This window comes from Xylanibacter ruminicola (assembly GCF_900107775.1).
Lineage (GTDB): Bacteria > Bacteroidota > Bacteroidia > Bacteroidales > Bacteroidaceae > Prevotella > Prevotella ruminicola_C.
Genome location: NZ_FNRF01000002.1, coordinates 257,305 through 283,523, shown reverse-complemented (window position 1 = coordinate 283,523; position 26,219 = coordinate 257,305). Strand labels below are relative to the sequence as shown.

General features: G+C 49.1%; 20 protein-coding genes and 1 tRNA gene. 4 read left to right on the top strand and 17 right to left on the bottom strand.

Annotated elements, in window-relative coordinates:
• Positions 1 to 28: 28 nt before the first annotated feature.
• From BLU97_RS05240 to ileS, 8 genes are read right to left on the bottom strand one after another with little or no spacing between them, the layout of a single operon-like run.
• Positions 29 to 496, bottom strand: a complete 468-nt coding sequence (locus BLU97_RS05240; RefSeq protein ID WP_074760570.1) for a DUF3256 family protein — start codon at positions 494 to 496, stop codon at positions 29 to 31.
• Entirely contained in the window at positions 493 to 1,815 is a 1,323-nt protein-coding gene (locus BLU97_RS05235; protein ID WP_074760940.1) for a phenylacetate--CoA ligase family protein, read from the bottom strand. The genes BLU97_RS05240 and BLU97_RS05235 overlap by 4 nt, the downstream gene beginning before the upstream one ends.
• A gap of 56 nt (positions 1,816 to 1,871) precedes the next feature.
• On the bottom strand, positions 1,872 to 2,591 hold the full coding sequence (locus BLU97_RS05230; protein WP_074760569.1) for a 16S rRNA (uracil(1498)-N(3))-methyltransferase: 720 nt from the start codon (positions 2,589 to 2,591) through the stop codon (positions 1,872 to 1,874).
• A gap of 22 nt (positions 2,592 to 2,613) precedes the next feature.
• Positions 2,614 to 3,924, bottom strand: a complete 1,311-nt coding sequence (locus BLU97_RS05225; protein ID WP_074760568.1) for an MFS transporter — start codon at positions 3,922 to 3,924, stop codon at positions 2,614 to 2,616.
• A gap of 5 nt (positions 3,925 to 3,929) precedes the next feature.
• On the bottom strand, positions 3,930 to 4,832 hold the full coding sequence (locus BLU97_RS05220; RefSeq protein ID WP_139208839.1) for a DUF4296 domain-containing protein: 903 nt from the start codon (positions 4,830 to 4,832) through the stop codon (positions 3,930 to 3,932).
• A gap of 37 nt (positions 4,833 to 4,869) precedes the next feature.
• Positions 4,870 to 5,484: a lipoprotein signal peptidase gene (locus BLU97_RS05215; protein ID WP_013063735.1), complete on the bottom strand. Its 615-nt coding sequence runs from the start codon at positions 5,482 to 5,484 to the stop codon at positions 4,870 to 4,872.
• A 29-nt stretch (positions 5,485 to 5,513) separates the two neighbouring features.
• Positions 5,514 to 5,894 (bottom strand): TraR/DksA family transcriptional regulator, encoded by a 381-nt coding sequence (locus BLU97_RS05210; protein ID WP_013065585.1) that lies wholly within the window; start codon positions 5,892 to 5,894, stop codon positions 5,514 to 5,516.
• Between the two features lie 30 nt (positions 5,895 to 5,924).
• Entirely contained in the window at positions 5,925 to 9,485 is a 3,561-nt protein-coding gene (ileS, locus tag BLU97_RS05205) for an isoleucine--tRNA ligase (RefSeq protein ID WP_074760566.1), read from the bottom strand.
• Positions 9,486 to 9,689: 204 nt separating this feature from the next.
• On the opposite strand from ileS, the gene BLU97_RS05200 reads away from it, so the two are divergent.
• Positions 9,690 to 11,138 (top strand): anaerobic C4-dicarboxylate transporter, encoded by a 1,449-nt coding sequence (locus BLU97_RS05200; protein ID WP_074760565.1) that lies wholly within the window; start codon positions 9,690 to 9,692, stop codon positions 11,136 to 11,138.
• A 58-nt stretch (positions 11,139 to 11,196) separates the two neighbouring features.
• Here BLU97_RS05200 and BLU97_RS05195 read toward each other — a convergent pair whose 3' ends face one another.
• Both BLU97_RS05195 and BLU97_RS05190 read right to left on the bottom strand, forming a co-directional pair.
• The gene (locus BLU97_RS05195; RefSeq protein WP_074760564.1) at positions 11,197 to 12,942 is read right to left on the bottom strand and encodes a phospho-sugar mutase; all 1,746 of its coding nucleotides are present in this window, start codon (positions 12,940 to 12,942) and stop codon (positions 11,197 to 11,199) included.
• 126 nt (positions 12,943 to 13,068) lie between these two features.
• On the bottom strand, positions 13,069 to 14,253 hold the full coding sequence (locus BLU97_RS05190) for a tetratricopeptide repeat protein (RefSeq protein ID WP_074760563.1): 1,185 nt from the start codon (positions 14,251 to 14,253) through the stop codon (positions 13,069 to 13,071).
• Positions 14,254 to 14,382: 129 nt separating this feature from the next.
• Between BLU97_RS05190 and BLU97_RS05185 the strand changes: the two genes are divergently transcribed.
• Both BLU97_RS05185 and BLU97_RS05180 read left to right on the top strand, forming a co-directional pair.
• The gene (locus BLU97_RS05185; protein ID WP_139208837.1) at positions 14,383 to 14,874 is read left to right on the top strand and encodes a hypothetical protein; all 492 of its coding nucleotides are present in this window, start codon (positions 14,383 to 14,385) and stop codon (positions 14,872 to 14,874) included.
• A 103-nt stretch (positions 14,875 to 14,977) separates the two neighbouring features.
• Positions 14,978 to 15,051, top strand: a tRNA-Arg gene (locus BLU97_RS05180).
• A 39-nt stretch (positions 15,052 to 15,090) separates the two neighbouring features.
• On the opposite strand, the gene BLU97_RS05175 is transcribed toward BLU97_RS05180, so the two are convergent.
• The 4 genes from BLU97_RS05175 to ilvD are packed head-to-tail and all read right to left on the bottom strand — an operon-like array spanning position 15,091 to position 19,918.
• Entirely contained in the window at positions 15,091 to 15,831 is a 741-nt protein-coding gene (locus tag BLU97_RS05175; RefSeq protein WP_074760561.1) for an acyl-[acyl-carrier-protein] thioesterase, read from the bottom strand.
• On the bottom strand, positions 15,824 to 16,366 hold the full coding sequence (gene ilvN, locus BLU97_RS05170; protein ID WP_074760939.1) for an acetolactate synthase small subunit: 543 nt from the start codon (positions 16,364 to 16,366) through the stop codon (positions 15,824 to 15,826). Before ilvN ends, BLU97_RS05175 begins: the two co-directional genes overlap by 8 nt.
• Before the next feature lie 14 nt (positions 16,367 to 16,380).
• On the bottom strand, positions 16,381 to 18,090 hold the full coding sequence (ilvB, locus tag BLU97_RS05165; RefSeq protein WP_074760560.1) for a biosynthetic-type acetolactate synthase large subunit: 1,710 nt from the start codon (positions 18,088 to 18,090) through the stop codon (positions 16,381 to 16,383).
• 25 nt (positions 18,091 to 18,115) lie between these two features.
• Positions 18,116 to 19,918, bottom strand: coding sequence for a dihydroxy-acid dehydratase (gene ilvD, locus BLU97_RS05160; RefSeq protein ID WP_074760559.1), 1,803 nt, complete (start codon positions 19,916 to 19,918; stop codon positions 18,116 to 18,118).
• Positions 19,919 to 20,045: 127 nt separating this feature from the next.
• Here ilvD and BLU97_RS05155 point away from each other — a divergent pair, with 127 nt between their 5' ends.
• Positions 20,046 to 22,499: a glycoside hydrolase family 2 TIM barrel-domain containing protein gene (locus BLU97_RS05155; protein ID WP_074760558.1), complete on the top strand. Its 2,454-nt coding sequence runs from the start codon at positions 20,046 to 20,048 to the stop codon at positions 22,497 to 22,499.
• Here BLU97_RS05155 and cbiB read toward each other — a convergent pair.
• The 3 genes from cbiB to cobJ are packed head-to-tail and all read right to left on the bottom strand — an operon-like array spanning position 22,477 to position 26,217.
• Positions 22,477 to 23,406: an adenosylcobinamide-phosphate synthase CbiB gene (cbiB, locus tag BLU97_RS05150; RefSeq protein WP_074760557.1), complete on the bottom strand. Its 930-nt coding sequence runs from the start codon at positions 23,404 to 23,406 to the stop codon at positions 22,477 to 22,479. The two genes, BLU97_RS05155 and cbiB, sit on opposite strands and share 23 nt — an antisense overlap.
• The gene (locus BLU97_RS05145; protein WP_074760556.1) at positions 23,399 to 24,820 is read right to left on the bottom strand and encodes a cobyric acid synthase; all 1,422 of its coding nucleotides are present in this window, start codon (positions 24,818 to 24,820) and stop codon (positions 23,399 to 23,401) included. Before BLU97_RS05145 ends, cbiB begins: the two co-directional genes overlap by 8 nt.
• Complete coding sequence (gene cobJ, locus BLU97_RS05140; protein ID WP_074760555.1) at positions 24,817 to 26,217, bottom strand: precorrin-3B C(17)-methyltransferase; 1,401 nt, start codon at positions 26,215 to 26,217, stop codon at positions 24,817 to 24,819. Before cobJ ends, BLU97_RS05145 begins: the two co-directional genes overlap by 4 nt.
• Positions 26,218 to 26,219: the final 2 nt, after the last annotated feature.

Below are 26,219 nucleotides of genomic sequence, written 5' to 3'. Positions count from 1 at the left end.
AAAATCAGAAGCCATAAACTACATTAATTTAACGTTTGTTTAGCAATTCATCATCCCGCTTCAGGATATTTTGCATTTCAAAACGCTTAATTCTTTTGCTTTGTGCTTCGGTAAACTGTGGTGCTGCGATGGGTTGCCAGGCGGTGGTAAAGTAGTGCACCCTACTCTGTCCGTAGATGGAATCGACGGTAAACGTCTCGATCATCACTACGGTGCTGTCCATCAGCAACATATCGGTTCGCAACGACGGGTTCATGCGGATAGTGAGACTATCATCGCCCAGCGCAATCATCTGGCTGGTTCCGCCTAACTGATTCTTTACTTCGGCCTTCATCCCTGAATCCAGGAAATCGATAAAATCCAAACGATTATTCTTGGAGAGATAAGGCATCAATGAGTCAGGCATTTGCCTGAACACATCACGTAGGGTGACGCTCTGAGCTGATGCCTGATTAAGTGTTGTGGCCAATAAAAGGGCCATCATGAATTTCTTCATCCGCGACTGGGTCTTTTATCTATTACACGAACGGCCTTGCCCTCGCTTTGTGGCAAAGAGCCCTTCTTAACAAGTTTTACTACTGGGGTGAGCAGAATCTCGTCCTTGAGTGCACGCTGGATATCCTTCATCATCTTCTGCATCTCGGGATAGATCTCGGTCTCAAGGCTGTCGAGCTCAACCTCAACGGTCATCACATCGTTGTCGTCGATGGTCTCGAGGGTGATGAGATAGTTGCTACCCAAACCAGGATACTGCACGAGAATCTTCTCGACCTGCATGGGGAATACGTTCACACCCTTGATGATGAACATATCGTCGGTACGGCCCTTGATACGGTCGATACGACGGTGGGTACGTCCGCACTTACATGGCTCGGCGATGATGCGGGTGAGGTCGCGCGTACGGTAACGCAGGATAGGCATCATGGTGCGGTCGAGTGTGGTGAGCACCATCTCGCCCATCTCACCGTCGGGCACAGGCTCGAGTGTATCGGGATCAACAATCTCAACGATATAGTTGTCCTCCCACAAGTGCATACCGTCCTGATACTTACATTCGAAGGCTACACCGGGACCGTTCATCTCGGTCATACCAAACGAGTTGTAGGCCTTTACGCCCAGCATACGCTCGATGCGGCGGCGCTGCTCCTCGGTGTGGGGCTCGGCACCAATGCAAAGGGTGCGCAGCTTGGTAGTTGAGGGATCAACGCCCTCTTCCTTGAACACCTCGGCCAAACGGATGGCGTAAGACGGGATGGCGTGCAGGCAGGTGGTACCGAAATCCTTAATGAATTTGATCTGACGCTTGGAGTTTCCGGCTGCGGCAGGCACAGTCATGGCGCCCAACCACTCGGCGCCATACTGGAATCCAAGTCCGCCGGTAAACATACCGTAACCCGATGAATTCTGGAACACGTCGCTCTTACGGCATCCTACCATGTACAAGTTGCGGGCAATCATGTTTGCCCACGAACAGATGTCGTGCTCGGAGTAAACAACCACGCATGGATTACCGGTAGTACCACTGGTAGAGTGAATACGTACGGCATCGTCGAGATTGCCGCCAACGAGTCCGTAGGGGTAGTTATCGCGCAGGTCCTGCTTAGTGGTGAAAGGAATCTTACGCAAATCGTCCAGACTGTTGATTGAGTCGGCCGTGATACCCGCATCGCCTAATCGTTTCTTATAGAAAGGCGACTTTAGACATACGTTGATCGTGTCCTTTAGTTTCTTAACTTGCAACTGCTGGAGCTGCTCTCTTGGCATAGTCTCGAGTTCGGGCTGCCAGTATTCGCCATCGGGCTTGATGGTAGCCATAATCTTCTCGTCAGTCATATCTTATAGTTTATTTGGTTTATCGTTCTATGTAATTGTTATTTCTGTGCCAACTGCATCATCATCACGGCGGCTAAACCGGCCGTTTCGGTGCGCAGGCGACTTGAACCTAAGCTTACTGATACCCAACCGGCTGCTACGGCTGCTTTCACCTCGTCGATCGAGAAATCGCCCTCGGGACCTACCAGCACGGTTACATCATGGCTTTCGGATGGCTTGCGCAACTCGTCGAACAGTTCTACACGGGGTACCTCCTCGTAGCAGTGGGCAATGTACTTGCGGCCCTGAATGGGCTGCTCGAGGAAATGGTTGAAGTGTACCATCTCGTTAACCTGGGGCTTCCAGGCCTTGTGACTCTGCTTAACGGCTGCGGTTACAATCTTATCCAGACGCACCAGCTTTACCAGTCGGCGCTCGGAGAACTTACAGTTAAGGAACGAAACCTCGTCGATACCAACCTCGGTGGCCTTCTCCATCATCCACTCCATGCGGTCCATCATCTTGGTGGGCGCAATACCTAAGTGCAGATGGCCCTTCCACTGGGGCTCCTGAGGCAGCTTCTCCAAGATCTCGTAATAGCAGTGATGGGTAGCTGCAACCGTTACCTGTGCACGGAAGTAGTTACCTACCCCATCCATCAGAAACAGCTCGTCGCCACTCTTCAAGCGCAGCACACGCATGGCGTGCATGGCCTCGTCGGTAGGCAGCTCGGTCTGGTTCTCGGCATCAGGCACAAAAAAATATCTTGCTTCCTTCATATTCTATTTAAAGTAATCTGTGTTATTTCTTTTCCGGATGGAAAACAAGGGCGAACGATACACCTACAGCGAGTGCAAATGCGGCAAAGATAAACCAGCATGTGGGCCACTCGCCCTGCAGGAATCCATTCTCCCAATAACAGTAATGGTTTACTATCTCGCCGGCTGCCAGCGTACCTACGGTAGCGCCAACACCATTGGTCATCATCATGAACAAACCCTGAGCCGAAGCCTTGATGCTGGGTTCGCACTCCTGATCGACGAAGATACCACCCGACACATTGAAGAAGTCGAAGGCCACACCGTAAACGATGCAAGAGAGGATGAACATGATAACACCTGGCATGGCGGGGTTACCAACACCGAAGAATCCGAAACGGAACACCCAGGCGAACATCGACATGAGCATCACAATTTTGATGCCATAACGCTTGAGGAAGAATGGTATCATGAGGATGCAAAGGGCCTCGCTAATCTGCGAGATACTGGTGAGCAGGGTGGCGTTGTTGGCGGCAAACGAGCTGGCAATAGCAGCATCGGCACTACCCTTGAAGCTGGTAATGAACGGTCCGGCATAGCCATTGGTTACCTGAAGACACATACCCAGCAGGGCTGAGAATATAAAGAAAAGAGCCATGTTACGGTTCTTGAACAGCTTGAAGGCATTGAGGCCAAGGCTCTCGATGAGCGAAACCTTCTCCTTTACCACAACCTTGCACTCGGGCAATGTGAAGCAATAGAAGCAGAGCACAATGCTGAGGATGCCTGATACAAAGAACTGCATATAGGTGTACTGGAACTTATAGGCGCTGTCGGCCAGCGTCATCGTAAAGCTGCCATCCTGCCATACGGCACAGTTAACAAACCACATGGTGACGATGAAGCCCACGGTGCCCAGCACACGGATGGGTGGGAAGTCCTTGACGGTATCAAGTCCGTTGTTCTTCAGAATGGTGAACGCGGCTGTGTTCGACAGCGCGATGGTGGGCATGAAGAATGCCACACTGAGGGTGTAAAGCGTGATGAACAGCGACTTATCGGCCAACTCATTGCCGAAGCCTGCCTGATAGCCTAACCACCAGCAGCCCAGCATAAAGCCGCCTGCTACCAAGTGGCACAAGCCCAGCAAGCGCTGTGGCTGAATATACTTATCGGCTATGATACCCATCAATGTGGGCATAAAGATACTTACGATACCCTGAATAGCATAGAACCAGGAAATCTTGTCGCCCAGTCCGGCCACTCCGAGGTAATTTCCCATACATGTAAGATAAGCTCCCCAAACTGCGAACTCCAGGAAGTTCATCAATGACAAACGGAATTTCAGATTCATAATTATTACTTAGATACTGGTTTTACTTTATTTTGTTCCAACTTACGCATCTTCTGAAGCTCGCCAAAAGTCAGCGGATGCCCGGCTACATGGCGGCCTGGGCGGCGTAGCGAATCGTACTGAGCCGTATCGGGCTTCAGTTCGGCGATGGTGTCGGGCTGCGGCTGTGGCACAACGGGCTGATCGATAAGCTTGTTATGGAAGCGGAACAGCTGGATGTTGTTCACAAACAGCAGACAAAGATTGTTGGTGTCGTCGGTTGCGGGGCGCATGCCACACATCACAAAACCCTTGATCTCCTTTACACGCTCCTTACAATAAGGGATGCGCAGGGTTGTGATGCCGCTCGACGCAACGGTAGAAAACTGCTTAACAGTACTATCGTTGGCATAGGTAATGGCCATATACACCGAGGCCTGACGATTGCCTTGCTGCATAAGCCATGTGGTGTTCATACTCAGCATAAAGCTGTCGCCTGCACGATACGAGGTGTCGGCTTTCTGAGTAAACTGATAAAGATGATACGGACGGTCGTTGAACAGCAGGAGTGCGCGGTCGCCTTTCCATATATCAGCCGTATCGCCACTTAGCGAGGAAGCAGTAATCTGCATATCGCTAACAGCGGCACCATATTTCTCAGCCTCGGCGTTCAGGCGATCCTGTACATGCTTGTAAATCTCTTGGAATCGGTCGGCACGTGTATAATAATATACCAACGACGAGTCGAATTCGGCTTGTGTGAGCCCGTGCTTCTTGAGCACTAACTCGAAAGTCAAACGGCGGTTGTAATCCTGATTACCCTCCTGCTGCGCGGCAATGCCTTGCGCTACGTGGTAATCGTAAATCAAATCCTCCATATCGTCGGGCTGGATATACTCCGATGGCACCGATGGCTTACAGCTAATCATCAAAGCAGCTGCGGCCACCAAAACAATATGTAAAGCCTTACTCTTCAACGTTATTCGTTTCTTTCTTAAGTGTAATCTTACTTATTTCTTCACGATAGAACAGCAACAGCAGCACTACGCTGACACTGATGCTGGCATCGGCAAAATTAAATACCGGACTAAAAAACACAAAGTGCTGTCCGCCCACAAACGGCATCCATGTGGGCCATTCGGTTTCGATCAACGGGAAGTAGAACATATCTACCACCTTACCCATGAGGAAAGGTGCATAACCCGTACCAAAATCAACTAAGTACGACAGATAGTAGGGCGACGACTCGTTGAACATCATGCCGTAGAACATGCAATCGATGAGATTGCCTGCAGCACCGGCCAGCACCAACGAGAGGCACACGATATAGCCTGTGCGGGCATTACGTTTTACCTGCTGCCAGATGTAATAACCCAGCACACCGATGGCAACCACACGGAACAACGACAGCACGATCTTGCTGCCTAACTGCATGCCAAAGGCCATGCCCATGTTCTCGATAAACGTGATGTAAAACCAATCGGTAACGCGGATACTCTCGTGCAGCGTCATCGACGTTTTCACCCAGATCTTGATAGCCTGGTCAATAAGGAGAATGGCGACTATGATTAATGTCGCCAATCTTCCTTTTGTAATCAGAGGTCCGTGCGTCACTTTTTCTGGTTCAGCTTAGACTCTACACTCAGTGTTGCATGAGGAACGGCACGCAGACGCTCCTTTGGTATCAGCTTACCGGTAATACGGTCGATACCATAGGTTTTGTTCTCGATGCGAACCAATGCAGCCTTCAGGCCCTGAATGAACTTCTGCTGGCGGGCGGCCATTGAGATCAACTCCTCTTTCGACTGGGTAGCACTACCCTCCTCCAATGCCTTGTAGGTGGGTGATGTGTCGTCGACGTCGTTGCTGTCCTCGTTGGTCAGTACGCGCATCATTTGTTCGTAATCACGCTTGGCCAAAGCCATCTTCTCATTGATAATCTGACGGAACTCTTCGAGCTCCTCGTCAGTATAGCGAGTCTTCTCTGCCATAATACTTAATTGTTTAGTTATTGATTATTTTTAATTCTTTGTAACTGTTATGTTCAACTTAAAGTCATCGAACTCAACCTCCTGGCCGTCATTAGGTTGCAGAGTAATATCATCGGCCAGAACCTGAGTCTTGATGTAGTCGGCAAAGCTGCTTACTGCCTTCTCAACCTCGGCATTTGGAGCCAGTACAACGCTGATACGGTCGGTAATCTCAAAACCACTCTCCTTACGGATGTTCTGGATGCGGTTGATGAGCTCGCGGGCCATACCCTCGTTCTTCAACTCCTCGGTGAGTTCTACCTCGAGTGCTACAGTAAGGTTACCCTCGTTGGCTACCAGCCAGCCTGGAATATCCTCGCTGATAATCTCAACATCTACGGCCTCGACGGTGATGTCCTGACCCTCGACATTGATACCGATGGTACCCTGCTTCTCGAGTTCGGCAATCTGCTCCTGACTCAGGGCATCCATTGCGGCAGCTACACTTTTCATGAGCTTACCGAACTTCTTACCCATGGTACGGAAGTTACACTTTACCTTCTTAACCAGCACACCAGCACCCTCAACAAAACGCAGTTCCTTAACGTTAACCTCGTTCATAATCAGGTCCTTAACGGCTTCGATGTGCTTCTTCTGAGTTTCGTCCACAGCAGGAATCATGATGGCCTGTAGTGGCTGGCGCACCTTGATGTTAACCTTGCGGCGCAGGGCCAGAACCATCGAGGTGATCTTCTGTGCCATCTGCATGCGAGCCTCGAGATCCTTGTCGATCTGTGACTCGTCGGCTACTGGGAACTTATCCAGGTGTACTGAGTCGAGCTCACCACCCAGGTCCTTATACAGCTGGTCGGCATAGAATGGTGCAAATGGAGCCAACAGCTTGGCAACGGTCATCAAACAGGTGTAGAGAGTCTGATAAGCCGAGAGCTTATCCTCGCTCATCTCCTTACCCCAGAAACGTTTGCGGTTCAAACGTACGAACCAGTTACTCAGGTCGTCGTTAACAAACGCGTCGATCAGACGGCCGGCACGTGTAGGATCGTAACCATCCAGCTCGGCCTCTACGCCCTTGATAAGGGTGTTCAGGCAAGACAGAATCCAGCGGTCGATCTCAGGACGCTTATCGAATGCCACCTGTGCTGTTGCGGGGTCGAAACCATCCACATTTGCATAGAGTGCGAAGAAGCTATAGGTGTTATAGAGTGTTCCGAAGAACTTACGACGTACCTCGTCAACGCCCTCTGGGTCGAACTTCAGGTTGTCCCAAGGCTCTGAGTTGGTCATCATATACAGGCGTACAGCATCGCTACCGTACTTGCCAATCATATCGAATGGGTTTACGACGTTACCAACGTGCTTCGACATCTTGTTACCCTTAGCATCGAGCACCAGACCTGAAGAAATAACATTCTTGAAGGCTACTGAGTCGAAAATCATGGTAGCAATAGCGTGCAGGGTGAAGAACCAACCACGGGTCTGGTCAACACCCTCGTTGATAAAGTCGCAAGGGAATGCGATACCCTTATCAATCAAATCCTTATTCTCGAATGGATAGTGGATCTGTGCGTATGGCATAGAACCAGAATCGAACCATACGTCGATCAGGTCGGTCTCGCGCTTCATTGGCTTGCCGCTCTCAGATACCAGTACGATGTTGTCAACGTATGGACGGTGCAGGTCGATCTTATCGTAGTTCTCCTTGCTCATATCGCCAGGAACGAAACCGTTGTCCTTCAATGGATTGCTCTGCATGAAGCCTGCCTTAACAGCCTTCTCGATCTCGTTGTAGAGCTCCTCAACCGAACCGATACAGATTTCCTTACCATCCTCGTCGCGCCAGATAGGCAGTGGTGTACCCCAGAAACGTGAACGAGAGAGGTTCCAGTCGTTCAGATTCTCCAGCCAGTTACCAAAGCGGCCTGTACCTGTGCTCTCGGGCTGCCAGTTGATGGTCTTGTTCAGTTCGAACATACGATCCTTCTTGGCAGTTGAGCGGATGAACCAAGAATCAAGAGGATAATAAAGTACGGGCTTATCGGTACGCCAGCAGTGAGGATAGTTGTGCACGTGCTTCTCGATCTTGAGTGCGGTGCCCTCCTGCTTCATCTCCATACAGATCACGATGTTCAGGTCCTCAGCCTTGGCTGCAGCCTGCTCGTCGTATTTACCGTCCTTGTTGAACTCGGGTGCATAGGCGTTCTTCACGTAGTCGCCAGCGTGGTGGCCGTAAGCCTTTACATCTACGCACTTCTCAACAAAGTTATTATCCAGTTCGTCCATTACATAGTACTTACCCTGGAGGTCGACCATTGGACGTGTTTCACCTTTCTTATTAATAAGGAACAGGCTTGGGATGTGAGCATCCTTAGCCACCTTGGCGTCGTCGGCACCGAAGGTTGGAGCGATATGTACGATACCAGCACCATCCTCGGTAGTTACGTAATCACCAGGGATAACGCGGAAGGCCTCGCTCTCCATCTCAACAAACTGATCCTTGCCATTCTCGCTGGCGAATACCTTCTCAGGATGTGCTGCTGCATACTCCTTTACGTAGTCGGCAGCATTCTGATCGAGCTTAGCCGATGGCTTAACCCAAGGCATGAGCTGCTGGTACTTCATACCTACCAGCTCCTGACCGGTATAACGGCCTACGATGCGGTAAGGTACGAACTTCTCGCCCTTGTTGTACTCAGGCATCTCGTCGCCATCGGTGATGTTACCCTCGGGTGAGAGATAAGCATTCAGTCGGCTCTCGGCCAGAATGATGGTCATCTTCTCGCCATTGTAGGCGTTGTAGGTCTGTACTGCTACGTAATCAATCTTCGGACCAACACAAAGTGCGGTGTTCGAAGGCAATGTCCAAGGAGTGGTTGTCCAGGCTACGAAGTAAGCCTCGCCCCACTTGGTCCACTCTTCCTTAGGATCGAGGGCCTTGAACAGCGCTGTAACAGTGGTATCCTTTACATCGCGATAGCAACCAGGCTGGTTCAGCTCGTGTGAGCTCAGACCAGTACCGGCACCTGGCGAATATGGCTGGATGGTGTAACCCTTGTAAAGCAAGCCCTTGTTGTAGAACTGCTGCAGGAGCCACCACAATGTCTCGATATACTTGTTGTCGTAGGTAATGTAAGGATTATCCAGATCAACAAAGTAACCCATCTTCTCGGTGAGGTCGCGCCACTCCTGTGTGAACATCATCACGTTCTCGCGGCACTTCTTGTTGTAATCCTCGGTTGAGATGTACTTCTCTGATGCTTTATTATCAATATCAGCCTTGGTAATACCCAGTTCCTTCTCAACGCCCAGCTCTACGGGCAGTCCGTGAGTATCCCAACCAGCCTTACGTTTTACCTGATAACCCTTCATGGTCTTATAACGGTTGAAGGTGTCCTTAATGGTACGAGCCAGCACGTGGTGAATACCTGGATGACCGTTAGCCGAGGGAGGACCCTCGAAGAATACAAACTGTGGACATCCCTCACGTTCGTTAACCGAACGCCAGAATACGTTCTTCTCGCGCCACATCTCCAGGATATCATTGTTAACCTGGGTCAGATTCAAGCCGTTATGTTCTGCAAACTTCTTTGCCATATCCTACTTTTTTAGCTTCTATTTTTTAACCTTTATTATTTAGCGTGCAAAGGTAGTGAATTTATCTGACCTGACCAAAGAAATAAATAATTTTAAGATTTATCCGCGAAAAAATGCGCAAAAATTTCGTATATCCAAATAATTTGCCTATATTTGCCGTCATAATTCTAATAATAACAACTTAAAACAATCGAATTTTAACGTATGATTACATTTACAATGGTTCTGCAGCTCTGTATCGTACTCGGTGCGCTGTGGGTTGGTTCCCGTTATGGCAGTCTGGCCTTGGGAGCTATTTCGGGAATTGGATTGGCTATTCTGGTGTTTGGCTTCGGACTTAAACCAGGAACGCCACCAACAGATGTTATTTACATCATCATTGCTGCTGTAACGTGTGCAGGAATCATGCAGGCTTCGGGCGGTATGGACTGGCTGATACAGATAGCCGAAAAGCTGCTGCGCAAGCATCCTGACCACATCACGTTTTTTGCACCGCTATGCACATTCTTCCTGACGGTGCTGGTAGGAACAGGTCACGTGGTTTACACGCTGATGCCTATCATCTGCGACATTGCACTGAAGAAGGGTATCCGTCCGGAGCGTCCTTGTGGCGTAGCATCTATTGCCTCGCAGGTTGGTATCACCTGTTCGCCTATTGCTGCGGCTGTGGTGGCCTTCGTCACCATTTCTAATGCCAACCACTTCGACATCACCATTCCTCGTGTACTCATGATCAGCATTCCTGCTTGTCTTTGCGGACTGATGGCTGCTGCTGCTGCTTCGTACCATCGCGGACTGGATCTGGACAAGGATCCTGAGTTCCAAAAGAAGATTGCCGATCCGATTCAGCGCGAGTATATCTACGGTTCGAATGCCACCACACTCGACAGACAGATTCCACAATCGGCCAAGAATGCCGTTTTTATCTTCCTGGGTGCGCTGGCTGTTATCGTAGTTTTTGCTGCCCTACCCGACCTGCTGCCTTCTTACCCCACCGTTAAGGCGGTTAAGGATGCTGGCGACCTGACGCTTGCAAGCGGTGTTACCATCACGGCTTCGGCGCTGGCCAAAGCTGGTGTTGTGGCCGAAGGATTTACCGAGAAAGGTATGGTGGATTTGAAGATGAACCTGGTGATTCAGATTGTCATGATTTCGGCTGCTGCGCTGATGATTATCTTCTGTAAGGCTCAGCCCAAGAAGGCTGTGGCTGGTCCGGTTTGGCAATCAGGTATGGTAGCGGTGGTTGCCATCTATGGTATCGCCTGGTTGGCCGACACATACTTCTCGAACTACATGAGCGAGATGCAGTCGATGCTGGCCGACATTGTCAAGGAATATCCATGGAGTATCGCCATCGTATTCTTCCTGGTTTCGGTGCTCATCAACTCGCAAGGTGCAGTGGTTGTAGCCATGCTGCCGTTGGCGTATAAACTGGGAATTCCTGGTCCTGTACTGCTGGGTGTGCTGCCAGCTGTTTACGGTTACTTCTTTATCCCTAACTACCCATCGGATATCGCTACCGTTAACTTCGACCGTTCGGGTACTACGGTGATTGGAAAATACTTGTTGAACCACTCGTTCATGATGCCTGGTTTGATCAGCGTATTTACCTCTACGATAGTAGCTTATCTGCTTTCAATGATATTCTACTAAAAGGCATAAAAATAGCCCTCGCCGATACGACGAGGGCTTCTTTTTTTATGTATTTGCTTTAGAGATTCAAGCTCTTCTTGATAGCCTCGATCTTCTCCTCGGCAGCCTTGGTGCAGCGCTCGTAATCGGCAGCATCCTTAAAGCTGGCGTCCTTCACCTCGGTGTAGAACTTAATCTTTGGCTCGGTACCTGAAGGACGAACTGATACCTTTGTACCATCCTCGCAGAACCACTGCAGAACGTTGCTGGTGTCAGGCATATTCAACTTCTCAACACTACCGTCGGCCTTCTTAGCCTCCAGAGTCTTGTAGTCCTTCCACAGGCAAACCTTGCTACCACCCAGCTCCTTTGGAGGATTAGCGCGGAAGTCGGTCATCATCTGCTTAATCTCGTCGGCACCGGTCTTACCAGGACGAACCACGTTGATGGTTACCTCCTTAGAGAATCCGTACTCCTTGTAGATGTTCATCAGCAGATCGTACAGAGTCATACCGTTATCGCGAGCCCATGCAGCAATCTCACAAATCAAGCAGATAGATGCTGGAGAATCCTTATCACGGACCTTATCGAATGGCAGGAATCCGAAGCTCTCCTCACCACCACCGATGTACTTCTTAACACCCTCAGAGATGCGAATCTCGTTGGCAATCCACTTGAAGCCTGTATAGCAGTCGCGATACTCTACACCGTTCTTCTTAGCAATCTCGGCAATCACCTCGGTTGTAACGATGGTCTTTACCAGGAACTCGTTACCCTTGAGCTGGCCGAGCTTCTTCTTGTTGGCGATGATGTACCATGAGAACATCATACAGGTCTGGTTACCATTCAGAATCTCCCACTCGCCCTTGGCGTTGCGGCATACGATAGCCAAACGGTCGGCATCAGGGTCAGAAGCGATCACCAGGTCGGCATTCAGGCGTGTACCCAGCTTCATACCCAGTGTCATAGCCTCGGCATTCTCGGGGTTAGGACTAACTACTGTGGGGAAGTTACCATCGATAACCATCTGCTCGGGAACCACGTGGATATTCTGGAAGCCCCATGAACGCAGAGCCTCAGGAATAATGACACGACCTGTTCCGTGCATTGGGCTGTAAACGATATTCAGGTCCTTCTGGCGCAGGATCACATCCTGATCTACCATAGCCTCCTTAACAGCCTGCAGGTAATCCCAGTCCATCTCACCACCGATGATGTCGATGAGTTCCTTGTTACCATTGAACTTTACGTCCTCAATCTTCACCTTGTTCACCTCGTCGATGATACCCTTATCGTGTGGAGCCAGCACCTGAGCACCATCGTCCCAGTATGCCTTGTAGCCATTATACTCACGAGGGTTGTGAGAAGCGGTTACGTTAACACCAGCCTGACAGCCCAGCTGACGGATGGCGAACGAAATCTCAGGTGTTGGGCGAAGGCTCTCGAACAGATAAACCTTAATGCCATTAGCTGAGAAAATATCTGCTACAGTCTCAGCAAACATACGACCGTTGTTGCGGCAATCGTGACCTACAACAACCGAGCTCTGCTTGCCAGGAAATGCCTTCAGGATATAGTTGGCAAAACCCTGTGTAGCCATACCTACAATGTACTTGTTCATGCGGTTGGTACCAGCACCCATAATACCACGAAGGCCACCTGTACCAAACTCAAGATTCTGATAGAAAGCATCGATCAGCGCTGTCTTGTCAGCATTGTCGAGCATTGCCTGTACTTCCTTACGTGTCTCCTCATCAAAGGCTGGAGAAAGCCATTCCTTAGCCCGTGCCTCGCACTGAGCAATCAGTTGAGCGTTGTCTGCCATAATCTTTCTGTTTTATTTTTTTAGATTATAAATAAATTCTATTTTGCGAAATTACAAAAATAAAACGAGAAACGACCTAAATCATCTCTCGTTTTATAATTCCTTAACTAATTAATTCTTCTTATCTTACTTCTTCAGCAGTTTATCGATTTCATCAAACTGTTTACCCATATTCAGGTTGAAGTAGATGCGATATAAAGCAGGCGCCCACTTATCGAGCTCGCTAGGAGCCATTTCGCGATATTTTTCCATATAGGGACGGGCTTTTTCGTACATCTTCAGAATCTGCTTCTTGTTCTTTCGGGGATCCATGCGCTGGGCAATATTCAAGCAGGCCAAACCGGCTGTGTAATAAATGTCGGGCTGCTCTGGGTTTACTCCAATCAGCTGCTCGCTGAACTTCAGACAGTCGCTATACTTCTTCATGTTCAGCATCACGGTGCTCTTGGCAAAAAGATACAGCTCGTTGAGTGAGTCGATAGCCAAAGCCTCGTTTACCACGCTATCAGCCATCTGATAGTTGCCGCGACTGTTGTAAACATCCATCAGTCGGGGGAAGAAATAGTTGGATTTTGGATACTTCCTGAAGCCTTGCCACAGGGTTGAGATATGCATCGAGTCGTCGTCGAGTTTATCCCATGCTTCGGCCATATACTGCAGGGTGTATTCCAGCTTCTGCTCATCGCGCTGTGCTGTTGCTGCATGGCGAAGTGTAAGTACAGGGTCGTTCAAGCGGTAGCCGCAATAGGTTGCCCAGTATGCTACTTCGCCCATCTTGGCATCCTTATACATATAGTCGTAGCCTGTAAACAGCGGTTGACGATCGCAGTCGAGATACATCTCAAAGAAATCCAATGCCGTTTTGAAATCACCCTTTTTCAGATGGTGGGCACCACCATAGTAGATATTGGGGCGATAACTGTTCATCTTGGCTGCGTTATCCTTACGATATTCGGGGTGAGAATTACCTTTCTTATCAGGCTTGGCATCGATAGAATCCAATTTTTCGGCTACGGTAAACATACGCTTAGCCAGATTAAAGAAGGCAGCTGTATCAACCTTCTGCTTGATATACATCTTCTCGTTGATGGCCAGATATTGCTTCTCGACAGACTGCAACCAGATATCGTAAATACGGATGTTCTGCTGGTTGGCAGAATCCTTCAGCAAGTCGGTCATCAGTTTCTCTGCCTGCTCTAAATTCTTCCCACTCTTCAGTATTGTTCGTGCTTCGCCAATCTGCTTACGCTGAGCGCTCATAGGGGCACTCATTATCACGCAGCTTATGGCCATAATAATTAATCTCTTCATCCAGTTTATACCTTATTTATATAATATAAGCGGGTGCAAAGGTATAAAAAAATGCTTAAAATGTTTGCAAACTACAGATTTTTTAGTATTTTTGCAGCATATTTTATCAACTAATAACCTATTTAGGTCATGAAGAAGAAATATCTATTATGGGGTTACGCAGTCATTGCAGTCTGCATTTTTATCATTCTATTAGCCATCACTCTCACGTCAATAGCAGGCGCTCAGGGAGCGCGAAATCATATGGCCAATCCGGAGAATCGTAGAGGTATCTACGATACGGCCGCCAAAGTAAGCAGAGATACAGGACTGAAATTCCCGGAGTTCCGCATTAAGGAGCACAAGCCAGGCGAATATCTCGAAGGTGGACAGTTCCGCGATACACTGATCGTATTCTTCTACAAGGGTATCCCCGACTCTGTTTATCGTTCGTTCGAAGAGCGTGCCAAGAGTATTGAAGTTGGAAACGACAGCTGTAAGAGCGTTGAAATCGACAGTATCAACTACCACTATCAGGACTTTTATGTGGGTGGATTCTCAAGCTACGTAGGTGTGCAGGTTTCTAAGAATTCGCCTTATGGGCGTATCATCTACGGCAACTGGAAGCCAGCAAAGAAGTAGTTTGGTATAAACTTTGCAAAGATTTCAGGGAAAAGTTTGGTAGGTTCGAAAAAAATAACTACCTTTGCAGCCGATTTCTTGAAAGGGAGTCGATAATAAGGTCGGTTCCGTAGCTCAGCTGGATAGAGCAACTGCCTTCTAAGCAGTAGGTCTTGGGTTCGAGCCCCAACGGAATCACAACAAAAAAGGTTAGCGAATTGCTAACCTTTTTATATTTTACTTAAATATTACTTTACTTCGACAACATTCGGTATCGCCATCCTTACAGATGCGGATGCAATACTCGCTCTCGCCTGTCTGCATGCGGTAGAACGAGAGTGTATCACCCTGATGGGCCTCGGCCACGTAAGCTATTTCGAAACGTTTGATCTGATGCTCACGATACCAATCCAAATCCCACAAGTCGAGCACATGCTCGATGTACTTCACGGAATTGATATGGCCATTGATATCTACATCATTATATTTGGTTTCTACTGTACCAACTAACTGGGCGCTATCGTCCATCTTTACACGGCCACCCTTATCAATGGGACATTCCTTGTCAGTTACAATCCAGTTGTTGATGGCACCGTTGTCAATCGCGAAAATATCGGTAGGCTGACGTGTTTCGGTATCAATCATGGCCCAGATACTGCGTCCGTATCCATACACCTTACCATCCTCGCCTACTACACGGAAATTACGACTGGTAAAGAAACGCATAGCGCTCTCAACCCATGTCTCAACATTAAACTTAGTGTACATCTGTGGCATCTCGTCCATCTCGATGGCCAGACGTGAGAGTACCCACGAACGCTTGATGGTCATGAGATATTTCATGCCAAAACCACGTGCCGATGAGTGATAGTCGGCTGCATTCAGCATGTGGTTGCCCATATGGCCCATAAACAATCGCTGCGAGAAGTCGCAGTGAAAGGGCTCTGCTAAAAACTCATATTTTCCTACTTTATCCATTCTCCTGTCTCGACTCTAAGAATTCACTAACCTGCTCCTGCATACCACGTGTTACGGCAATACGTCCGCTGCGGGTGTACTGCAGCACGCAACCAAAAGTGTCGAGGGCGCGGAACAGCGAAATAATATCCTCGGTTACACCATGCATCTGAACAATGGTATAGGTGGGATTCACCTCGATCATGCTGGCCTGGAACCTGCGGATTGTACGCGATATCTCTGGATTATCGAGTACCATTGGGGTTGACAATTTGTAAAGTCCCGACTCACGGATAAACAACTGTTCGTCGGTAAAGAAGTTGGCTTTTACCACATCTATCTTCTTCTCAATCTGGCGGGTAATCTTTACAATCTGATCTTCGTCGCTCCAAGCAGTGATGGTGTACTTATGTACGCCAGGAATACTTGATGCCGATACATTCAAGCTCTCGATATTTACCTGGCGACGGGTGAACACAGCGGTAATCTGATTCAAGATACCAGCTACGTTCTCTGAGTAAACCAGCAGTGTATATAATTTCTTCTTATTTTCCATAATCGTCAAAATCATTAAATCTCAAGCTGCATTTTGTCAACGTCCATACCTGGAGGTGTCATTGGCAGAACATTATCTTCCTCCATAATGGCGCACTCCAACAGGAATGGTCCATCTGTCGTAAGCATCTTCTTTACAAGTCCGGGCAGATCTTTACGGTCAACCACAGCTGCATAGTTAATACCATATCCCTTGGCAATAAGCTCGTAGTTCGGGTTCATCATCTTGGTGAACGATTTACGACGCATCCAGAACATATCCTGCCACTGGCGCACGTTACCCAGATAATGATTATTCATCACAATCATCTTTACAGGTTTCTGCTGCTCCATAATGGTGCCCAACTCCTGAATATTCATCTGGAATCCGCCATCGCCCATAAAGCAGCATACCGTACGGTTAGGATCGGCAAAGGTGGCGCCGACGGCTGCAGGCAGACCGTAGCCCATGGTTCCCAAACCACCGCTGGTACACAAACTGCGCTTATGGTGATACTTAAAGTAACGTGTTGCAAATAACTGGTTCTGACCAACATCTGTAACCAGAACGGTATCGTCTGGCGACATCTCGGCTACTACGTTTACTACCTCACCCATCTTCAGCGGACCTTCGGTAGGATGGATGGCGGGCTCAATCACCTTTTCGCGCTCCATTGCATCCAGCTCCTTAAACGAGTCGCGCCACTTCTGATGGTTATTGGCCTCAAGTAGTGCTGTGATAGCAGGTAATGATTCCTTACAATCGGCCACAACTGCAACGTCGGTCTTTACGTTCTTATCTATCTCGCTACGGTCGATATCCAGATGGATGATCTTTGCCTGTTTGGCATAAGTTTTCAGATTACCAGTTACACGATCACTGAAGCGCATGCCGATAGCAATCAGTACATCGCACTCCTGCTCCTTCAGGTTCACGGCATAGTTACCATGCATACCCAGCATACCCACATTAAGAGGATGGTTTGAAGGCAGTGCCGAAAGTCCTAACATGGTTCGACCGGCTGGGATATCTGCCTTTTCGAGAAATGACTGCAGCTCTTTTTGGGCATTACCCAGCTCAACACCTTGACCAACCAGTGCCAAAGGTTTCTTGGCATTATTAATCAGTTCAGCAGCCTTACGTACAGCCTCGTTATCCAACTTTGGATAAGGCACATACGAACGGATAAAGTCGCACTTCATAGGCTCCCAATCGATTTCCTCAACCTGTGCATTCTTGGTAAAGTCGAGTACCACAGGACCAGGACGCCCCGTACGGGCAATATAGAAAGCACGGCTTACAGCCCAAGCCACATCTTCGGCATGACGAATCTGGTAGCTCCACTTTGAGATAGGCTGCGATACGCCAACCAAATCGACCTCTTGGAAGAAATCGGTTCCCAGTGCACCTGTAGGCACCTGTCCTGCAATCACCACAATAGGTGTAGAATCCATCATGGCATCAGCAATACCTGTTAACGTATTGGTGACACCAGGACCGCTGGTTACTAAAACTACACCTACCTCGCCACTAACGCGGGCATAGCCCTCAGCGGCATGGGTCGCACCCTGTTCGTGGCGCACCAATATATGGTCGAAACATTTCTTTTCGCCTCGTGTATAATCAAAGAGCGCATCGTAAGTAGGCATGATCGAACCGCCGGGATAACCAAAAATGGTTTTTACACCCTCGGCCTTCAACGCCCTCATCAGCGCCTTTGCACCTGTTATTCTATCCTTCATAATTCATTGAACATTGATCATTGACCATTTAGTCGATTATTCTAACACCGCCTTTATCGGCACTTGATACGCTCTGGGCGTAGGCGCGCAATGCCTTGCTAACCACGCGGTTGCGCTTCAGTGGCTGCTGTGGGCGAGCTGCCAGTTCGTCGTCGCTCAGTTTTACGCTGATAGAACGACTGGGGATATCAATCACGATGATATCGCCATCCTTTACCTTGCCGATGTTACCACCATTGGCAGCCTCAGGTGAGATATGGCCGATACTCAAGCCAGATGTACCACCCGAGAAACGACCATCGGTAATCAGCGCACACTCCTTACCCAGGTGCATACTCTTTATATAGCTGGTAGGATACAGCATCTCCTGCATTCCTGGACCGCCCTTTGGTCCCTCGTGGGTAATTACCACGCAGTCACCACTCTTTACCTTACCACCCAGAATGCCCTCGCAAGCATCTTCCTGTGAGTCAAATACCACAGCTGGACCCTCGAAGTGCCACAGACTCTCATCTACGCCAGCGGTCTTCACCACACAACCGTCTTGGGCTATATTACCAAACAGCACAGCCAGTCCTCCATCCTTGGTGTAAGCGTGGGCCAAGTCGCGAATACAACCGTTTTCGCGGTCGGTATCAAGTGTACCCCACTCTTCGCTCTGCGATCCCATCTTGGTTGAGAAACGATTGCCAGGAGCCGTCTGATAAATGCGATTAGCTTCGGCATCTACAGCACCATCCACAATACTATATTTCTGCATGGCCTCGTTGAGTGTCATGCCGTCAACACGTGGTGCGCTGCCATCAATCAAACCACCCTTATTCAGTTCGTTCAGAATACCAAGAATACCACCTGCACGACCGCACTCCTGTACCGAGTACTTCTGGGTGTTAGGAGCCAGTTTACACAAGCAAGGCACCTTGCGGCTCAGTGCATCGATATCCTTCATGGTGAAGTCGGCACCTGCCTCCTGAGCCACAGCCAACAGATGCAGCACCGTATTGGTACTACCACCCATAGCTATATCCAGAGCCATCGCATTCATAAAGGCCTTGCGGGTAGCAATGTTACGTGGCAATACGCTCTCATCGCCATCCTCGTAGTAGGCAAAGGCATTCTTCACTACCTGACGGGCAGCGGCCTTGAACAGTTCTATACGATTAGTGTGAGTTGCCAAAATCGTTCCGTTGCCAGGCAGCGACAGACCAATGGCCTCTGTAAGCGAGTTCATCGAATTGGCTGTAAACATACCTGAGCAGCTACCACAACCAGGACAAGCACACTGTTCTATCTCCTTAATTTCGTCGTCGGTCACACTGGGATCAGCACCTTTAATCATAGCGGTAATCAGGTCGGCATTCTCACCGCGCCACTTACCTGCCTCCATTGGGCCGCCACTACAAAACACCGTAGGAATATTCAGTCGCATCGAAGCCATCAGCATACCAGGCGTAACCTTATCACAGTTTGATATACAAATCATGGCATCGGCCTTATGGGCGTTTACCATATACTCTACGCTGTCGGCAATAATATCACGACTGGGCAGCGAGTACAGCATACCATCGTGACCCATAGCAATACCGTCATCAATAGCAATCGTATTGAATTCGGCAGCATAGCAGCCCATCTTTTCGATTTCCTCGCGCACAATCTGACCAATCTCGTGAAGATGTGTATGACCGGGTACAAACTGGGTAAACGAGTTCACGATGGCAATAATGGGCTTACCAAACTGCTCGTGTTTCATACCCGTGGCCACCCACAATGCGCGGGCTCCAGCCATTCTACGTCCTTCTGTGCAGACTGCGCTGCGTAACTGGTGTTTCATATACCTATTTACTTTTAAAATCCGAAATTTAGCCGCAAAAATACAAATAAACTATCAAATAGCCAACTATTTCAGAAAATTATTAGTAAATTTGCAGCAAAATAATGATTACTAATAACAAATTGTTATGAAAAAGGAACTATTAACAGTGCTGTTGGCAGCCCCATTATCGGTGTTTGCCCAGCAGCGACAGGAACTCATGCTGAGCGATAACTGGCTCTTCTCACAAAACAAATCCGATTGGCAAACCGTTAGTGTGCCTCATGACTGGGCTATTGCAGGACCGTTTGATAAGAAATGGGACTTACAGAAGGTGGCTATCGAACAGAATGGTGAAACCGAAGCAACCGAAAAGAGTGGACGTTCGGGTGCCCTGCCCTGGATTGGCGAGGGACATTATAAGCGAACCATCACCATCCCCGAAGGTTACAAGCACGCTATGTTGGTGTTCGATGGCGCTATGGCCGAACCTACCGTAAGCATCAACGGCATGCAGGCAGGTTATTGGGCTTACGGCTACAATACCTTCCGCGTGAATATTACCCCATTTATACAAACAGGCGACAACCTGCTGGAGGTTGATCTGCAGAACGTAGAAGAAAGCAGTCGCTGGTATCCTGGCGCTGGTATCTACCGTCCTGTAAAACTGGTACTTACAAAATATGGATGGATTGATCCTTGGAAAACTTATATCCGCACCCGTGAGCTGAATGCCAACCAGGCTGTGCTCGATGTAAACGTGGGTATCGGCAGTGCATTGGATGGTGGTTTAAAATTCGATGTAGAAATTTGCGATGCTACTGGTAAAGTTGTAGCAAGCGGCAGTAGCGATGATTTGAACAACGAGGGCATCGCACAAATGGCTATAACCGTTAATCAGCCCAAGTTGTGGAGTCCAGAGTCGCCTTATTTATATACCGCTCGTATCAAATACTCACAGAGTGGTGAACTACTCGATGAAGTAACACAAAAGTTTGGTATCCGCACCATCAAATGCTCAAAGGATGGCGGATTCCAACTCAATGGTATATCACGTAAAATCAAAGGTGTTTGTTTGCATCACGATCTTGGTCCGTTGGGCGCTGCCATCAACAAGAGTGCACTTATCCGTCAGATTAAGATGATGAAGGCAATGGGGTGCGATGCTATTCGTACATCGCATAATATGCCCAGTCAGATGCAGATGGATGTTTGCGACTCGTTGGGTATGATGGTGATGGCCGAGAGTTTTGATATGTGGAAGTATCCTAAGTGCAAGAACGGCTATGCTCGTTTCTTTGATGAGTGGTGGGAAAAAGACATTACCAATCTGGTACTGGCCAATCGCAATCACCCCAGCATTATCATGTGGAGCATCGGTAACGAAATCCCAGAACAGGGCAATAAAGCTGTTGGTCCCAAATGGGCCAAAGCCCTGCAGGATCTGTGTCATCAGCTAGATCCCTCACGTCCCGTCACACAGGGTATGGACCGCGTAGATGAAGCTGTGAACTATGGTTTTGCAGCTGTGATGGATGTTCCTGGTTATAACTACCGTTTGCCCAAATACAAACTGTATTACGACAAGCTGCCACAGGGTTTCCTGTTAGGTTCAGAAACCGCATCAACTGTCAGCAGTCGCGGTGTATATAAGTTCCCTGTCGAGATTAAGGACAACTCGCAGTATGCCTCATGGTCGCCTGGTTATATTCCTGGTGCCGTACTGAAGGAAGACGGACAGTGTTCGGCTTATGATGTGGAGCATTGCTCGTGGAGTAATCTGCCCGACGACGATTGGGTGATGCAGGACGATCTGCCTTGGGTGATTGGTGAGTTTGTTTGGACGGGTTACGACTATCTAGGTGAGCCTACCCCATACGACGAGTACTGGCCTGCGCGCAGCAGCTATTTTGGTATCTGCGATTTGGCCGGTCTGCCAAAGGATCGTTATTTCCTGTATCGTTCACGCTGGAACAAGCAGCAGCACACCATCCATTTGCTTCCTCACTGGAGTTTTAGCAAGGAGCGTATTGGCAAGGTAACACCAGTTTATTGCTACACCGATTATCCTACTGGCGAGCTCTTTGTGAATGGCAAGAGTCAGGGTAAGGTTACCAAGAATCCTGCTGAGCGATTGGACCGCTATCGTCTGCGTTGGAACAACGTGGTTTATAAGCCAGGCGAAGTGAAAGTTGTTGTTTATGATGCCCTGGGTAACAAGGCTGGCGAGCAGACCATCCGCACGGCTGGCAAACCATCTGCCATCGCTTGTGATGTTTGGACTCAGCACGATGTTCCATGCCTCAAAGCCGATGGCGACGATTTAGCCTTCGTTACTGTATCGCTTACGGATAAGAATGGCATCATGATTCCCGAAGCTGATGATCAGCTTAGTTTCGAGGTAACTGGTGCAGGAACCTTCGAAGCTGTATGCAATGGTGATGCCACCAGCTTAGAGCCATTTAAGCAGCCTACCATGAAGTTGTTTAAAGGTCAGTTGGTAGTAATTGTTCGTGGTGCTAAACAGCCAGGAACAGCCATCTTGAAGGTAACTGATAAGAGCAGAAAACTAAGTAAGGCTATCGAGATAAAAGTAGGCTAATCAGACTACTTGCTAACACGATAACAACCATGATGATTTCAGCTGTGCGATTTATTCGTACAGCTGTTTTCATATCCGCAGTAGTCAATTCTCTGTCGTTATCACCAATATAAGGTTTATCGAATACTTCGCCAAAATACTTATGTGGTCCACCAAACCTGCAATTCAGTATGCTGGCTAATGCCGCCTCAGGATAACCGCTATTTGGCGAGGCGTGTTGGCGGCCATATCTACGAATAAAACAAAGATGTTTCGGACAAAAGCCAACCATCAACAACGCTGTTAGACGAGCAGGAATATAGTTAGCTACATCATCGATACGGGCGGCCCAGCATCCAAACTGCAGATATCGTTCGCTATGGTAGCCAATCATCGAGTCGAGTGTGTTAATCATTTTATACGCCAACATGCCTGGTGTACCCAGCAACATCAACCAGAACAGCGGTGCTATCACACCATCGCTCAGGTTCTCAGCTAAAGTCTCGAGTGCAGCTGTACGAACCTCTTTGGCTGTAAGTTCTGAGGTATCGCGGCCCACAATTCTTGCTACCTGCGCCCTACCCTCGTCCAATGAGCGGTCTAATGCCAGAAACACCTGTCGCACCTCACGTATCAGCGTGGTGCCAGCGAGACAATAGAATATAATGAGGACATCGAAGATAACTGATAACTGAGAACTGAGAAGTGAGAGGTATGAATGGATTCCCCATGCAAGAGCGAAAACACCGACTATCAGGGATACGGCCAATAGGGCTCCTTTTAGTTGGCGGTGAGGGTCGTGGTTCAAGCGCTTCTCGCCAAAGGCAATGATCCGTCCGAACCACACGATGGGATGTGGCAACCTCACTGGGTCGCCGAATATTAAATCGAGTAGCCAACCTATCAATAATGCTATCGGATTAATCATGACTCATTATCTCATAAATACGCTGTATATCAACATGCTGGCGCACGTGGGCTGCCAACTTATTATACTGCTCGTTCTTAAAAGAATCGGCATCCTGCGCTGTGACAGTCTGCTTAGTACCCAACAGATAGTCGATAACCGACTGATTGTCGAGGAAACCGTGAATATATGTACCAATACAATGATCCGTCTGCATGATCATCTCATCGGTATCACTCACGCCCTGATGAATCTCGTAACCCTGACAGGTCTGACCATTAAACTGGAAACTCACCTGACGGGTGGCCTTCTCTGCGCTCATGGTGGTGTGGATGGGAAGCAGTCCAAGACCAGGCAGACTGGCTATCGAACCTTCCACACCATCAGGATCATCCACCGAAAGTCCCAGCATCTGATAACCACCACAGATACCTATCACCATCTTGCCATCGCGATGGGCGCGCATGATAGTCTGTGCACAACCGTTCCGACGCAACTCCATCAGGTCGTCGAGCGTTGACTTGGTGCCTGGCAGGATGATGATATCTGCCTGCTCCAGATCCGAGATATTATTGGTATAAAACAGGTTCACACGCGGATGGCGCTCCAGGGTGTCGAAATCGGTATAATTGGAGATATGTCGCAACAGCACCACTGCCACGTTCACCTTACCAGCTATCAACTGCCGGCGCTTCTGCTCCAGCGCCACCGAATCCTCCTCGTCGATATAGATATCCTTATAGTATGGCACCACGCCTAACACAGGTACTCCACACAGATCCTCGAGCATCCGTCGCCCCTCGTCGAAAAGACGCATATCACCACGAAACTTATTGATGATAATACCCTTGATGAGTTTTCTGTCCTCGGGCGTCTGCAGCGCAATACTGCCATAGACCGATGCAAACACGCCACCTCTATCAATGTCACCCACCAGTATCACATCCGCCTGCGCATGGCGTGCCATCGGAAGATTCACCAAGTCGGTTGCACGCAAATTGATTTCCGAGATACTGCCAGCGCCCTCCATCACGATGGGATTATAGCGAGCCGCCAAGCGATCGAAGGCTCCGCATACTTCCTGTCGGTAATCGATATCGGAACAGCCCCGCCGCCAGTAGTCGTAGGCATGCTTGTTGCCCAATGGCTTGCCATGCAGCACCACTTGCGACGTATGGTCAGAACTGGGTTTAAGAAGTAGCGGATTCATATCCGTCTCACAAGGGATGCCAGCCGCCTCAGCCTGTACAGCCTGTGCACGCCCTATCTCGAAACCGTCGGGTGTGGCATAAGAGTTAAGCGCCATATTCTGTGCTTTAAAAGGCGCTGGCGCATATCCATCCTGACGGAAGATGCGACAGAAGGCTGCAGCTAGGATGCTCTTACCCACATCACTGCCTGTACCAACGAACATCAGGGGGTGTAACTTCTTCATAAGTCGCGACCAGGTTTTAGTTGTGCAGCATCATCAAAAGTCAGAATCGCATTACAGAGTGTCGCAGCCAGATTGCTACCGCCTTTACGTCCTTCCACTATCAGTTTGGGAATATCGCGGAAAGGTTTCGCCATGTGTTTCGACTCGCACACATGCACAAACCCCACAGGTGCCGCGATGATACCGGCTGGATGCGCTTTGCCTTTGCGCACCAGTTCACACAGTTCCATAAGCGCTGTTGGTGCATTGCCAAAAGCAAACAGTGCATCAGGATGCTCCTCCACAGCCAGACGAATGCCAGCCTGCGTACGCGTGATACCCAAGCGCTCAGCCATCTCAGTGGCACGTGGGTCTGAGAGATAACATTTCACCTCAAGACCCAGTCGCTCTACTGCCCCCTTGCGGATACCACTGGTCACCATCGTCACATCGCTGATGATCGTCTTCAGTGTGCCATCCTTCACCTTCTGATAGAGCGTTTCTACCGCCCCTTCGTCAGAATACAGGATATTCTCCATATCAAAGTCGGCTGTAGTATGGATGGCATGCAGCAGTGCCCATTTATGGTCGAGCGGATAGTCCTGTCGTTTCAGTTCCTTTGTGATGGTGCGGAATGAGGTTATCATGATGTTCTGCCCCACTTTCTCGCCTTCAGCCACCACCTCACGGTAGTAACCTCGTGGCGTAATCAGTCGGCCGTCATCTATATAGGACTGGGAATTACCGATGATGATGACGGTAAACATATCCACATCCTCAGGGTCGAAAGCGCCGAGAGTCGTCAACTTCACCACCTCGTCGTCGCGACCCGCCTGGCGCACATAGCCCACAGGTGTTTCAGCCGAACGATGCTGCAGGAATATCTCTTGCAAGCGATACAGCTGCCAGTAGCGCCCATGCGATTTGGGATTATAGACTGCCGTCACAAAGTCACCCATCGCAGCCGCCACTATGCGACGTTCTATCACCTCCCAAGGCGTCATCAGGTCGCTCATCGAGATGATACACATATCATGCCCGATAGGCGCACCCAACAGTGAGGCAGCCTTCTGGAAGGCGGATATGCCCGGCAGCGACACGATTTCGATATCCGAGCCACGTTCGCGGCGCATCTCATAGATCAAGGGCGTCATACCGTAGATGCCGGCATCACCCGAAGAGATCACCACCACCGTCTTATCCTGTTCGGCCAGTTCAAAAGCCTGTTCAGCGCGCTGGCGTTCCTTCTTCATGCCCGTGTCGATACACTCACAACCAGTCTTGACATAAGGCATGATAAACTGGAAGTAATACTGATAGCCCACTATCACGTCGGCCTGTCGCACTGCCTCGAGCACTGCAGGTGTGATGTCCTGCTGCGAACCAGGACCAATGCCAGCTACGATAATCTTTCCCATAT